Origin of the sequence: Metabacillus sp. 22489 (genome assembly GCF_052044855.1) — a bacterium.
Taxonomy (GTDB): Bacteria; Bacillota; Bacilli; order Bacillales; family Bacillaceae; genus Metabacillus; species Metabacillus niabensis.
Window position 1 is genome coordinate 16,250 of the sequence record NZ_JBQENT010000056.1, and the last position, 13,140, is coordinate 29,389.

Genomic DNA, 13,140 nt, shown 5'->3' on the forward strand with positions numbered 1-13,140 from the left:
TTAAATGACTGAGGAAGAAATAGCTATGGAAGAAACGTTATATTCAATTGGGGAAGTAGCAAAGCTTGCAAATATATCTGTACAAACACTTAGATATTACGACAAAATAGGCTTATTCAAACCAGCATATACTGACCCAAATACAAATTATCGTTATTATCGTGATTCTCAACTATATCATTTAGATATTATAAAATCACTTAAACATATTGGGACTTCACTAGAGGATATAAAAAAGGCGCAACGTTTAAAGACGGAGGATCTGTTAGATTTCTTAAACGAGCAAGAACGGATTATAGAAAAAAGATTGAAGAAATTAATAGATATAAAACAGGTTCTTGCTAATGTTAAAGTACGGATGGAAAAGCAGCTAAATGACTCAATGTTTGGAGAAGTGACAATTCAATATGAGGAAGAGGTACTAATTTTACAAACTCAAGCAAGGCATTTAACTCCTGTTGACATTTTAAATGCCTCTTATAGTGAATTGAAGAATGCAGTCGAGAATGAGGTAGGCGAATGGAATAATAGCTATGGCGCGATTATTCCTTTTCAATCATATAAAGATGAAGATGAAATCTCATATAGCTATATTTTTATGCCGGTTATGAAGCATAGAGATATTTCATTGTTATCACCAAATATTATGCAGACAAAAATTCCAGCAGGAAAATATGTATGCATCTCAGATAGGTTTTCACCAGAAAAATACTTTGATAACCTTAAAAAATTATTAGATTATATAAATAGTCATCATCTCCAAGTAATTGGAAGCATTTATGAGGTTTTTACACCGATTCATTATGGACCAATTTCGCAGGATGACTATTTGATTGAAATGAAAATAAGAATAGATGAGTAGTGACAATATATGGAGCGAAAAAAGCTCAAGGTTTTGTATAAACAAGACCTTGAGCTTTTTTAAATAGCTAAGATTAACGAGAGTAGAACTCAACGATAAGTGCTTCGTTAATTTCTGCTGGTAATTCAGAACGTTCTGGTAAACGAGTGAATGTACCTTCTAATTTATCTGCGTCGAAAGTTAGGTAATCAGGTACGAAGCTGTTTACTTCGATAGCTTCTTTTACAATATCAAGGTTACGTGATTTTTCACGTAAAGAAATTGTTTGACCTGGTTTCACTTGGTATGATGGGATATCAACACGTGAACCATCAACAAGAATATGACCATGGTTAACTAATTGACGAGCTTGACGACGAGTACGTGCTAAACCTAAACGGTAAACAATGTTATCAAGACGAGAGTCAAGAAGGATCATGAAGTTTTCACCATGGATACCTGCCATTTTACCAGCTTTATCAAATAGGTTACGGAATTGGCGCTCATTTACACCATACATATGACGAAGCTTTTGCTTCTCTTGTAATTGTAAACCATATTCTGATAATTTTTTGCGTTGTCCTGGACCATGTTGTCCTGGAGCGTATGGACGCTTTTCTAATTCTTTACCTGTACCACTTAATGAAATACCTAAACGACGAGAGAGTTTCCAGCTAGAGCCTGTATAACGAGCCATGCGAACTCCTCCTTTATGTTTTTATTTTGCATAAAATAAAAACCAAACTGATTACACATGCTTTGCACATTTTGTTTTCATGCATCCTCGCTCCAGCAGCATAGAGTTACTCGATACACCTCCTATAAAGATAGGGGAACAAAATGAAATCAAAACAGTTACATCAATAGGCTGCATATTTTATACACAACGAATATTATATTGTTTTATGTATATAAAGTCAAGAACCTTTACACAATTAAATTTAATTCTAGTGTTGCTAAACGATTTTTGATGTATAGATGCTATTAATCTTGGTTGTTTATTTTCCGGATGGCCATTGTTCAACCTTGGCTCAATTCCCTATAATAGTCTCTCTTTGAAAACACTTCTTTTAGGAGTCTTACACACCCACTCAACAAAGTGATAGGATCAACAATCAGCTTTATCATAGCAAATGTATAAAAAATCAATTGCTATTTAATTCTGTTTGTAATGAAACTTATCATCGACAATATTTAGGGAGATGATTTATGATATAATGGAATAAAATATTGTCTTATTTTGTAATTCGATTATGTGGGTGAAAATTAATGGATGATCAATCAGTTGTAAAGGCGGTTAAAATTAGCTTTTTTGAAAGCTTAAATTCACACCACCTTCAACATTCAATAAATGACATTGTAGATATTTTGATAGGTGTAATAAAAACGCAACTGTATGTGAGGCATGCAGCTTTTTATTTTTACAATAAGCAATTGGATAGTTTTATACCACATACGAACGATAATGAAATTTTGATAGAGGCATTACCAAAATTACAATATGGTAAATGTTATAAAGTTGAGAAAGATATCATCTTTCCATTCATACATGAAGATAAATTGCATGGCTTACTTCTAATTAATGAAATAGACGATCGTTTTCATCGCTCCACTTTAGATGAAATTGTACAAGCTTGTTCCTCTTTTTATATCAACGCGTTAATGATTTATCAAGCATCTCAAAAAGAACATAAATATAAACAACTATATCGTTTAACAGAAAAATTCCATTCTTTTATGAACAGAGATGATGTTTTAGTTGAGCTAATTACTACATTGCAAGGAATGTATGAGCATTATCTTTTTTATTTGTTTTTATCGCATGATAATGAAAACCATTCGGAATTACCAATTAAAAGTCTTGAATTTGACGAACAGACTGGTAATGAGAAGGCAATGGAAGCCTTTGTGACGGGGAAATCTCAGCTATCAAGCAACCAACAAGCACAAGAAACAGTTTTTTATACTCCTTTAAAAGGGAAGCAAGGTGTTTATGGCGTATTACAAGTCGTTGCAAATCAAGGGATTGACTTGACATATGAAAATCGAAATTTTATTACCTTACTATCAACTGCAGCAGGTAATGCATTAGAAAATGCCCAATTATATGAGCAGTCTAAAAGGCTGATAAAGGATTTACAGCTTATTAATGAAACATCACACCAACTAAATAAAAACTTGAGATTAACAGATAATATGACTTATATGTCATCGCGTATTACCGATTCATTTGATGCAAATGAAGTTGGCTTTTTCTATTTTCAGCAAGATGGGTCACTTCAAATTTTGCCAGGTAGTACACGCTTTTTTGAAACAGAGATGGTAACGGAATATATTCGATATGTTCGTGAGAAGATAGAGAAGGATCTTGAAGGAATATTTATTGGAGATTTTACAGCGTATATCGAAAATGCCATGTTCCCATCTGTAATGGCTGTTCCTATGGTCCAAAGTGATAGTTTAAAGGGGTTTGCCTTAGTGCTACATAAAAGACCTTATCATTTTACTTTTGATATGTTTAAATTACTTCAATCTTTAATACATCATTCGACTTTAGCTTTAACGAATTCATTATTAAGAGAAGAATTAGAAACATTAGTAAAGACCGATCATTTAACACAATTGTACTCACGTAAATATATGAATGAATGTATTGAGAACTCAATGAAAAATGATCGGAAAGGTACCTATATCCTTTTTGATATTGATGATTTTAAAAAGATTAACGATACATATGGTCATCAAATTGGTGATAAAATTCTTGTGCAGGTCGCAAAGATTATAAAAAGTAATATTCGCGAAAAAGATATCGGAGCTCGATGGGGTGGGGAAGAGCTTTCTTTATATTTGCCACAGGTAGAGTTAGAAACAGGTGTTGCTATTGCTAAAAGAATTGTAGAACGGGTGAGAGAGAATACGGAACCGATGGTTACGCTCTCTTGTGGAGTGTCCTACTGGGATGCGAAAAATCATATCAATTACAATCAGTTATTTAGTAAGGCTGATCAAGCGCTTTATCTAGCAAAAAACAAAGGTAAGAATCAAGTGATTATACAAGCATAAAAAATAACTTGTTTAATCTGCTCTAATAAAGCTAGACAAATATTTTTAAGTCTAGGATCTAAATTCGGTATCCTACTGTATATAGCCATAATAAAAACCCCGTAAATGTTAGTTTGTAACTAATATTTACGGGGCAGTTCTGTTTTAAGAGTTTTACTCAGCATTAATATAGTTTACAAGTGTAGCTACAAATTCCTCTAAGAATACTTCGTCCGTCTCATCAAAGCGATTTTTAAGTGGGCTATCAATATCCAATACACCAACTACATTTTCATTTACGATTAATGGGATAACAATTTCAGAATTTGAAGCTGCATCACAGGCAATATGGCCAGGGAATTGATGAACATCTTCGACGCGTAGTGTTTGTTTGTTTTTTACTGCTGTTCCACAAACACCTTTACCAATAGGAATTCTTACACATGCCGGCATTCCTTGAAATGGTCCAAGAACGAGCTCATCCTCTTTTAAAAGGTAAAATCCAACCCAGTTTACATCTGATAAAAATTGGTTCAATAATGCCGATGCATTTGCTAGGTTCGCGATTGTGTCTTTTTCACCCTCTAGTAAAGCCTTTAATTGATTTATCACTAATTTATACTGTTCATTTCTACTACCTTTATAATTTTCGACATGAAACATTGCAATTACCTACCTTTAGTTAAAATCTAACAACATCCACCAGAACATTGTCGAGCGATTAATGAAGGAATTCATCAATAATCGTGGAAATTAAGAGAAAAGAGAGGGTGGTGAATCAAATGACTCAACAACCATTAAGTGAAACTAAACAAAAAATCTTACAGGCAGCCATTTATTTATTCCATTCAAAAGGATTTACAGGAACATCTGTGAGGGAAATTGCAAGTCGGGCAAATGTGAATATTGCGCATATCTCCTATTATTTTAAAGGGAAAGGTGGGTTGCTTGAATATTTAGTGTCACAATATTATGAAGAGTATATTCAAGTAATTGAAGATAACTATGCACAATTAACATACAAAAACGCTCACGTTATATTAAATAAAATGGTACTAGATATATTAAATTACCAGCATGCGAATCGTCAACTTTCACGATTGGTCTACCGGGAAGTCACATTGGATTCAGTCCTTATACGTGAAGTAATGACCACATATTTAATGAAAGAAAAATATTATCTACAAGCGGTTCTCGAACAAGGAATTGAAGAGGGGATATTTCGTAAAGGGTTTATCCCACATATCATTATTCAATTAAGAAGTCTTTTGCATATGCCTTATTTACAACCGCAATATATGAGTGAAGTTTTGTATATACAGCCTCATGAAACTTACTTTGTACATCAATACTATAAAGAGTTAAAAAATTGGCTGAATTCATTGCTTATAGATAATCAGACAAAAATGGTTGAAGGGAAGCTAATTGCCGTTCGTTAATTGCTGATAACAGGTATAATTCTTTCCGACATCCCTTGCGCTGTGGGCATCAGAGCCATAGATTAAAGGGATTTTTTGTTCTTGTGCCATTTTAGCAACAGCTGATCCTGGATAGGTTTCCCCACAAAACTCTTTTCTCAATCCTGCGACATTATAATCTAATTCATATCCTCTGTTTTTTATTTCAAATAAAATAGTTTGGATGTATTGATCAACTGAAAATGTAACAGGAAATAGCTTTTGAAATTTATTAGCCAATGTAATATGACCAATACGTTTAGGTTTATACTCCCCTAAGTCACTTTGTATTGAGTGAAGAACCTCTTGATAATAAATATGGTGTAATTTTTCCAATGATCCAACCTGGTCAATCATATGTTTAAATGTGTGCTCATCAAAGTCCATACAATAATATTTGTCTTGGAGCTTTAAAAAATGTACTGAGAGGATGCTATCATCTAAATATTTTCCGTATGTGTTTAAAAATGACATTGTTTCCTCTTCATACTCTTTAATATAATCAACTTCTAAACCAAGATTAATGGTTATTTCTTTTTTATAAGCTTTCTTTAACAATTGTATTTTTTCAATATATTCTTCCATTGTTTCTAGTTCAATTGCACTATCTTGATTAGGGGTTGGATCGTGAAACGTATTTGGCAAAGGTGCATGCTCCGTAAAGGTGATGGAATCAATATGTAGTTGAATTGCTTGTTCAATGTATGCCTCTAGTGAATCAGTTGTACCGTGCGGACAATAAGGAGTGTGTACATGCCCATCTTTCTTCATACTTTGTTTCCTCCTTCAGCAAAAATAGATTAAAACCTTAGATAAATCAAATTTCCAAATGAAGAGGCTCTCAAATAAATAAAAAAAATAAAATTCTCCCAGTTTGTAGGACAAATTATGCAAAAAAAATTAAATTTCTGGTCAAAAATTGTCGTTTACATGGTATCATAAATACATTGAAATAACATTAAAAAATTGTACATATCTCTTAGAACGGAATGGATCCGAAACTATATTAAATCAAAGTAGTTATTTAATATAGTTATTAGACGAACTTCATTAAACATAGAGGCTATTGGAGCTACTAATAGAATTAGTACTTTACGGATTTAAACGAACACTTGTAGAAACGGTAAATAAGTGTTTAATATAGTCGATAAATGAGATAGAAATGATCTTTAATAATAGACACGATAACGCTTATCAGCATGATGTTGAAACTTTCATCAGTGGGGAGTTTTTTTCCTGTCATGACGATTTTGTGTAACAACGAGGGGGCTCATTATGGAAGTTATTATTGGACTTATCCTTCTTTTATGTATATTGTTTGGTGTTGGATACATATTACGAAGAAATATTTATAAAGATGTGGACCGATTAGAAGCTTGGAAAATCGAAATTATGAACAGGTCAATTATTGATGAATTATCCAAGGTAAAAGAATTGAAAATGATTGGTCAAGCTGAAGAACTATTTGAACAATGGAGAAGTGAGTGGGATGAAATCATTACAACCCAATTACCAGAAGTAGAGGAACTTCTTTATGAAGCGGAGGAATTAGCTGATAAATATCGTTTCAAAAAATCCAAAGAGGTTCTTCAACATATTGAAAATGTTCTCATAACTGTAGATGAAAATATCGATAAAATTATTGAGGAAATTAATGAACTAGTTACCAGTGAAGAAAAAAATAAAGTTGAAAGTGAAGAAGTAAAGGAATTATATAAAAAGTTAAGAAAGACGTTATTGGCACATAGTCATCAATTTGGCAAAGCATATGACAAGCTAGATCAAATTTTGTCCGGTATATCAGATTCTCTTAAGGAATTTGATTCAGAAACAAATGAAGGAAATTATTTGTCAGCAAGAAAAATATTAGTAGGATTAAAATCAGAATTGGATGCTCTACAAATAAAAGTTAATGAAATACCAAAGCTTTTAACAGATTGTAATATAACAAAACCTAATCTATTAAGTGAGCTAGAAGATGGCTATAAAGAAATGGTGGGAAATGGTTACTTTCTCGAACATATCCAAGTTGATCAAGAAATAGAGAGAATGAAAAAACAATTAGAGGGATTCCGTAAACAAATTGAAGAAACGGAGATAGAGGAAGTTGCAGAGGCTCTTCAAGGAATGCAAATTGCAATCGATTCTATATATGATTTACTTGAAAAAGAGGTAGAAGCTAGTCAATTTGTAAAGCAAAAGAAAAGCACTATCGATGAAAAATTAACAAAATTAACAGAACAAAAAATGGCTACATTAGAAGAAACTGAATTAGTAAAACAAAGTTACCGGCTTTCTGAAAATGAAGTAGACAAGCAAAAACTAATCGAAAAACAGATTTCTCAAATAGAGAAGAAATTTGCACATATTAAACAAAGTTTAGATAGTGATCATGTAGCACATTCTATAATGAAAGAAGAGCTTGAAGAGATCGAAAAGCAAATTAATAAACTGTTTGAGGAACATAATGAGTATAGAGAAATGCTTCAAACATTAAGGAAGGACGAATTAGAGGCTCGTGAGCGTCTAAATCATTTAAAGCAAATCCTACTAGAAACGATTAGAAATGTTCAGCAAAGCAATATTCCTGGTTTACCGGAAGACTTCGTTAAATTAATAGATAAGGCTAAGCGTGAGGTCCAAAAGGTTACTGAGAAATTAGAAGAAATTCCATTGAACATGACTACAGTAAATATATTACTCGAGGAAACGGTACAAACGGTGGAGGAATTTAAAAATACTGCCGAGGAACTTATTGAACAAGTCTTTCTCGTGGAACAAGTCATCCAATATGGTAACAGGTATAGAAGTCGTAATAGGCAGCTTTCCTCATCGTTTTCTGAAGCCGAAATGTTGTTTCGAAATTCAGAATATGGCAAGTCTTTAGAAATGGCTGCAAGTGCACTTGAACAGGTTGAGCCTGGTGCATTAAAGAAAATTAAGATTTTAATAAATGATCAAACGTGAATGATCAACTATACAGGGATGTCCTAAAGATAAAAGAAATGAACTTTTATTTAAGACATACCTGTATTTTTTTAATGTTGTTTCTTTAATTTAGACTGATTTTGTTCGAGGTAGCTATCTTTTTCTTTTCACATAACGATATGGTATGATTACAAATTAGCATATACTTTTAAATTGACAGATGAAATTTTAACTTTGATTTGGAAAGAGGAACGAAAATGTTGTATTTAGATAATAGTGCGACTACAATGCCATATCCTGAAGTCATATCGACATTTACACAAGTGACAAAGGACTATTTTGCTAATCCTTCTTCCTTACATAAACTTGGAAGTGAAGCAGAATCACTTTTGACTGAAACGAGAAAACAAGTTGCACATTTATTAGGTGTTGACGAGCAAGAGATTGTATTTACATCTGGAGGAACGGAAGGAAACAACCTTGCGATTAAAGGGGCAGCATTTGCAAACAAGAATAATGGGAAACATTTAATCACTTCCCTTATCGAGCACCCCTCTGTACTAGAAACATTTAAGCAATTAGAAGAAGTATTTGGATTTGAAGTAACCTATTTACCGGTAGATGAACATGGATATGTTACTTGTGACAAGTTAAAACAAGAATTACGGGATGACACAATTCTTGTATCGATTATGCATGTAAATAATGAGGTTGGAACAATCCAGCCAATAAATGAAATAGGTGAGCTTTTAAGAGCTTATCCAAATATCCTGTTTCATGTTGATCATGTTCAAGGAGTAGCGAAGGTGCCGCTTGACTTTAAACGGGCGAATATTGATCTTTGCACAATTTCTGGACATAAATTTCATGGGTTAAATGGAACGGGCGCATTATTTGTAAGAAAAGGTGTCCAACTTTTACCGATATTTACTGGTGGTTCTCAGGAGTTGCAGCTGCGTTCAGGGACAGAAAGTCTCGCAGGGAATATTGCCCTTGCAAAGGCATTAAGAATGTCGATGGAGCAATTCAAAGAAAAACAATCTACTTTAAAAGAGATTCAGACTAGGTTGATGAGGGAATTAATAAAGATGGATGGTGTTATTGTCAACACACCATTTGAACAGGTAGCACCGCATATTATTAATTTTTCGGTGCCGAAAGTTAAAGCTGAAGTGTTAGTCCATTATTTAGCGGAACATAATATATTTGTTTCAACAACATCTGCTTGTTCATCGCGTAGAAAATCAATTAGTCATACGCTTGTAGCGATGAACAAGTCTCAAGACATTGCTACAAGCTCTATAAGGGTTAGTCTTTCATTTGAGCAATCGAAGGAAATAATAGCTCCGTTTATCGAAAGACTTTCAGAAGGAATTATAAAATTATCAAAAGTAATGAGGTAAAAATATGAATTTTGATCACATTTTAATAAGATACGGAGAAATATCTACAAAAGGAAGAAATCGTCGTATCTTTGTTGACCGTTTAAAAAGAAATATAAAAGAAGTTCTAGCAGATTTCCCAGGGTTAGATTATGAAGGGACACGTGATAGACTTTATCTTCACCTTAATAATGAACGTCATGAAGAAATTATCGAAAGACTCCAATATGTCTTTGGAATTCAATCGTTTAGTCTTGCTATTAAATGTGAAAGTGATATCAATATTATCAAGGAAAAGGCATTAGAAGCAATCAAAAGTCTCTATCAACGTCATGATACGTTTAAGGTTACAGCTAAACGTGCAAATAAGCAATTTCCGCTTGATACAAATGAATTGAATTACCAAATCGGAAGTCATATTTTAATCAATACCGAGGATTTGACTGTAGATGTAAAAAATCCAACGATCAATCTTCGAGTTGAGGTTCGAAAAGAAGCAACCTATCTTACTTGTTATGATTACAAAGGTGCTGGTGGGCTACCGGTTGGTTCTAGTGGAAAAGGGATGCTTTTATTATCTGGAGGAATCGATAGTCCTGTAGCAGGATATTTATCGTTAAAAAGAGGGGTAGAATTAGAGGTTATCCACTTTTTTAGCCCTCCATATACGAGTGAGCGTGCAAAGCAAAAAGTAATCGATTTAACAAAGGAATTAACGGTATTCGGTGGAAGTATCAAATTGCATATTGTTCCATTTACAGCTATTCAAGAAAAAATTCAAGCACAAGTACCGGAAAATTACACAATGACGTCAACTAGAAGAATGATGCTAAAAATTGCTGATATATTGAGAGAAAAGCAGCAGGCTCTAGCTTTAATAACTGGTGAAAGCCTTGGACAAGTAGCGAGTCAAACATTAGAAAGTATGGTTGCAATAAATGATGTAACAAGTACACCAATCTTACGACCGCTTATAACAATGGATAAATTGGAAATAATCGAAATCTCCAAACAAATAGGTACACATGATATTTCAGTACGTCCATTTGAGGATTGCTGTACTATTTTCACTCCTGCAAGTCCTAAAACAAAGCCAAAGCTTGAGAAAGTATCAAGATTTGAAAGCTTTGTTGATTTTGATGAGCTTGTCATGGAAGCAGTAAATCATGTTGAAACAATGATCATTACAAAAAATAAAGAAGATGAATTTTCCCATTTATTTTAAAGGGATGAATGACTTTGCATAATAAGTAGGTCATTCTTTTGCTAAAATCTATGTGAATATTTACCATATAATATGATGAATGATGGCAGTGTGTATTACACATTCTATACTCACAAGGAGGTGATACACATGGCACAAAACAACAACAGTAACCAATTATTAGTCGCTGGTGCACAACAAGCTATCGACCAAATGAAACTTGAAATCGCTTCTGAGTTCGGTGTTAACTTAGGTGCAGAAACTACTTCACGTGCTAACGGTTCAGTTGGTGGTGAAATCACTAAGCGTTTAGTATCTTTTGCTCAACAACAAATGAGCGGTTCTTTCCAACAACAATAATTTAATAGATAATGGCTACGAAGAGTAGGGATATTCCCTGCTCTTTTTGATGTATAAAAACGATTAAATATTCCGTTACGTCTTACATATTTAAATGCTCTTCTTCAAGTTTTGGATTTACCTACTCCATTTCATCTAGGCAAGCATCATTATTTCATTTATTTTTATTATCAGGTATAATAATAAGGTACTAAAAAATTAGGAGATGAAATTATGGTAAGAGATGAGCTGCTTGCACCGATTAACTACAATCTCGTTGAAGAGATTGAAAAATTTTCGGCTGAGCCAACAAAAATTGCATTAAAATGGGAAAATGATAAAGGTGAAAAGAAAGAGATAACTTACCATGCATTAATGAAAAAGGCAAATCAGATAGGAAATGCCTTTATGAATAAAGGATTAACAAAAGGTGATAAAGTTCTTGTTGTTATTCCAAGAATTATTGAAGCGTATGCGGTATATCTTGGTGCATTAAAAGCAGGCTTAGTTGTCATTCCTAGCTCAGAAATGTTGCGTACAAAAGATTTGCAATATCGAGTAACACATGGTGATGTAAAAGCGATTATTAGCTATGGATTATATACAAATGAATTTAAAGGAATTTCTGAATATAACGAGTTAGTTAAATTTGTAGTTGAGGGTAATGAAGCTGATTGGTTTTCGTTAGAAGAACTAGCAGCTAAACAAAGTTCAGAAATGGAAATTGTTAAAACAAAGGCAACAAGTACCGCCTTTATATCTTATACTTCAGGAACAACTGGTAATCCAAAAGGTGTAGTTCATACACATGGCTGGGCGTATGCTCATTTAAGAACAGCAGCAAAAAATTGGCTAAGTATTAATGAAGATGATATCGTTTGGGCAACTGCAGGGCCAGGCTGGCAAAAATGGGTTTGGAGTCCTTTCTTATCTGTCTTAGGCTCAGGAGCAACTGGCTTTGTATATTATGGAAGATTTGAGCCTGAAAAATATTTAGCACTTTTGGATGAGTACAAAGTAAACGTATTGTGCTGTACCCCGACAGAGTATCGCTTAATGGCAAAGGTAGAACATTTAGAAAACTATTCATTAGCTACCTTACATAGTGCAGTATCAGCTGGTGAACCATTAAATCGTGAAGTAATCGATACATTTATGCGAAAGTTCAATGTAAAGGTTCGTGACGGCTATGGTCAAACTGAGAGTACATTATTAGTAGGTGTTTTAAAAGAAATGGACATCAAGCCTGGATCAATGGGAAAGCCAACACCAGGAAATGAAGTCGTCATTATCAATGATGAAGGTGAGCCATGTGCAGTTAATGAAATAGGAGATATCGCTGTGCATAAAGATACACCAGCATTGTTTAAAGAATATTACAAAGACTTTGAGCGAACAGCTAAACAATATAGAAAAGATTACTTTGTAACAGGTGACCGTGCAAGAATGGATGAAGATGGCTACTTTTGGTTTGAAGGAAGAAGCGATGATATTATCATAAGTTCTGGCTATACTATTGGGCCGTTTGAAGTTGAGGATGCTCTAGTGAAACATCCTTTAGTAAAAGAGTGTGCTGTTGTTGCTAGTCCTGATGAAATTAGAGGAAATGTAGTAAAAGCATATGTTGTGTTAAGAAATCCGGAAGATCAAAAGGATCCAGAGCTTATTCGTAAGCTTCAAAATCATGTAAAACAATTAACAGCACCATATAAATATCCACGAGAAATTGAATTTACAAATGAATTACCAAAAACAACTTCAGGAAAAATTCGTCGTATTGAATTGCGACAACGTGAAATTGATATGAAATTACAAAAGTAATTATATTAAAGAGGCTGGGACATAACTAGCTCTAAATAGTGAGAAAGGTGAATTTGAGGGTACTCAAATTCACCTTTCTCTATTTTTTTGTGTGAAATACTCCATTACACTACTTGTTTGGCAGTG

The 13,140-nt window shown here is 33.5% G+C and carries 11 protein-coding genes; 8 read left to right on the forward strand and 3 right to left on the reverse strand.

The window, feature by feature from the left end:
* Nucleotides 1-25: 25 nt before the first annotated feature.
* Nucleotides 26-862: a MerR family transcriptional regulator gene (locus tag ACTJJ9_RS23140; protein WP_145584728.1), complete on the forward strand. Its 837-nt coding sequence runs from the start codon at nt 26-28 to the stop codon at nt 860-862.
* Nucleotides 863-935: 73 nt separating this feature from the next.
* Here the strand turns inward: ACTJJ9_RS23140 and rpsD are convergent, their stop codons facing one another.
* Nucleotides 936-1,538 (reverse strand): 30S ribosomal protein S4, encoded by a 603-nt coding sequence (gene rpsD, locus ACTJJ9_RS23145; protein WP_095302887.1) that lies wholly within the window; start codon nt 1,536-1,538, stop codon nt 936-938.
* Between the two features lie 572 nt (nt 1,539-2,110).
* On the opposite strand from rpsD, the gene ACTJJ9_RS23150 reads away from it, so the two are divergent.
* On the forward strand, nt 2,111-3,904 hold the full coding sequence (locus ACTJJ9_RS23150; protein WP_255452014.1) for a diguanylate cyclase domain-containing protein: 1,794 nt from the start codon (nt 2,111-2,113) through the stop codon (nt 3,902-3,904).
* A gap of 153 nt (nt 3,905-4,057) precedes the next feature.
* Here the strand turns inward: ACTJJ9_RS23150 and ACTJJ9_RS23155 are convergent, their stop codons facing one another.
* Entirely contained in the window at nt 4,058-4,546 is a 489-nt protein-coding gene (locus ACTJJ9_RS23155) for a GAF domain-containing protein (protein WP_095302886.1), read from the reverse strand.
* A 119-nt stretch (nt 4,547-4,665) separates the two neighbouring features.
* Between ACTJJ9_RS23155 and refZ the strand changes: the two genes are divergently transcribed.
* Nucleotides 4,666-5,322, forward strand: a complete 657-nt coding sequence (refZ, locus tag ACTJJ9_RS23160) for a forespore capture DNA-binding protein RefZ (protein ID WP_095302885.1) — start codon at nt 4,666-4,668, stop codon at nt 5,320-5,322.
* On the opposite strand, the gene hisJ is transcribed toward refZ, so the two are convergent.
* Nucleotides 5,305-6,111, reverse strand: a complete 807-nt coding sequence (gene hisJ, locus ACTJJ9_RS23165) for a histidinol-phosphatase HisJ (protein ID WP_145584730.1) — start codon at nt 6,109-6,111, stop codon at nt 5,305-5,307. The genes refZ and hisJ overlap by 18 nt on opposite strands.
* A gap of 504 nt (nt 6,112-6,615) precedes the next feature.
* Between hisJ and ezrA the strand changes: the two genes are divergently transcribed.
* The 5 genes from ezrA (at nt 6,616) to mbcS (ending at nt 13,014) form a co-directional block, all read left to right on the forward strand.
* Nucleotides 6,616-8,307, forward strand: a complete 1,692-nt coding sequence (gene ezrA / locus ACTJJ9_RS23170) for a septation ring formation regulator EzrA (protein WP_145584732.1) — start codon at nt 6,616-6,618, stop codon at nt 8,305-8,307.
* A 218-nt stretch (nt 8,308-8,525) separates the two neighbouring features.
* The gene (locus ACTJJ9_RS23175) at nt 8,526-9,671 is read left to right on the forward strand and encodes a cysteine desulfurase family protein (protein ID WP_145584734.1); all 1,146 of its coding nucleotides are present in this window, start codon (nt 8,526-8,528) and stop codon (nt 9,669-9,671) included.
* A 4-nt stretch (nt 9,672-9,675) separates the two neighbouring features.
* Complete coding sequence (thiI, locus tag ACTJJ9_RS23180) at nt 9,676-10,875, forward strand: tRNA uracil 4-sulfurtransferase ThiI (RefSeq protein ID WP_145584737.1); 1,200 nt, start codon at nt 9,676-9,678, stop codon at nt 10,873-10,875.
* 129 nt (nt 10,876-11,004) lie between these two features.
* Nucleotides 11,005-11,214, forward strand: a complete 210-nt coding sequence (locus ACTJJ9_RS23185; protein ID WP_095302880.1) for an alpha/beta-type small acid-soluble spore protein — start codon at nt 11,005-11,007, stop codon at nt 11,212-11,214.
* 213 nt (nt 11,215-11,427) lie between these two features.
* Nucleotides 11,428-13,014 (forward strand): acyl-CoA synthetase MbcS, encoded by a 1,587-nt coding sequence (gene mbcS, locus ACTJJ9_RS23190; protein WP_145584738.1) that lies wholly within the window; start codon nt 11,428-11,430, stop codon nt 13,012-13,014.
* Nucleotides 13,015-13,140: the final 126 nt, after the last annotated feature.

Coding starts and splice junctions, on each gene's coding strand:
- ACTJJ9_RS23140 (WP_145584728.1), top strand. CDS start 26: ATGGAAGAAACGTTATATTCAATTGGGGAAGTAGCAAAGCTTGCAAAT.
- rpsD (WP_095302887.1), bottom strand. CDS start 1,538: ATGGCTCGTTATACAGGCTCTAGCTGGAAACTCTCTCGTCGTTTAGGT.
- ACTJJ9_RS23150 (WP_255452014.1), top strand. CDS start 2,111: ATGGATGATCAATCAGTTGTAAAGGCGGTTAAAATTAGCTTTTTTGAA.
- ACTJJ9_RS23155 (WP_095302886.1), bottom strand. CDS start 4,546: ATGTTTCATGTCGAAAATTATAAAGGTAGTAGAAATGAACAGTATAAA.
- refZ (WP_095302885.1), top strand. CDS start 4,666: ATGACTCAACAACCATTAAGTGAAACTAAACAAAAAATCTTACAGGCA.
- hisJ (WP_145584730.1), bottom strand. CDS start 6,111: ATGAAGAAAGATGGGCATGTACACACTCCTTATTGTCCGCACGGTACA.
- ezrA (WP_145584732.1), top strand. CDS start 6,616: ATGGAAGTTATTATTGGACTTATCCTTCTTTTATGTATATTGTTTGGT.
- ACTJJ9_RS23175 (WP_145584734.1), top strand. CDS start 8,526: ATGTTGTATTTAGATAATAGTGCGACTACAATGCCATATCCTGAAGTC.
- thiI (WP_145584737.1), top strand. CDS start 9,676: ATGAATTTTGATCACATTTTAATAAGATACGGAGAAATATCTACAAAA.
- ACTJJ9_RS23185 (WP_095302880.1), top strand. CDS start 11,005: ATGGCACAAAACAACAACAGTAACCAATTATTAGTCGCTGGTGCACAA.
- mbcS (WP_145584738.1), top strand. CDS start 11,428: ATGGTAAGAGATGAGCTGCTTGCACCGATTAACTACAATCTCGTTGAA.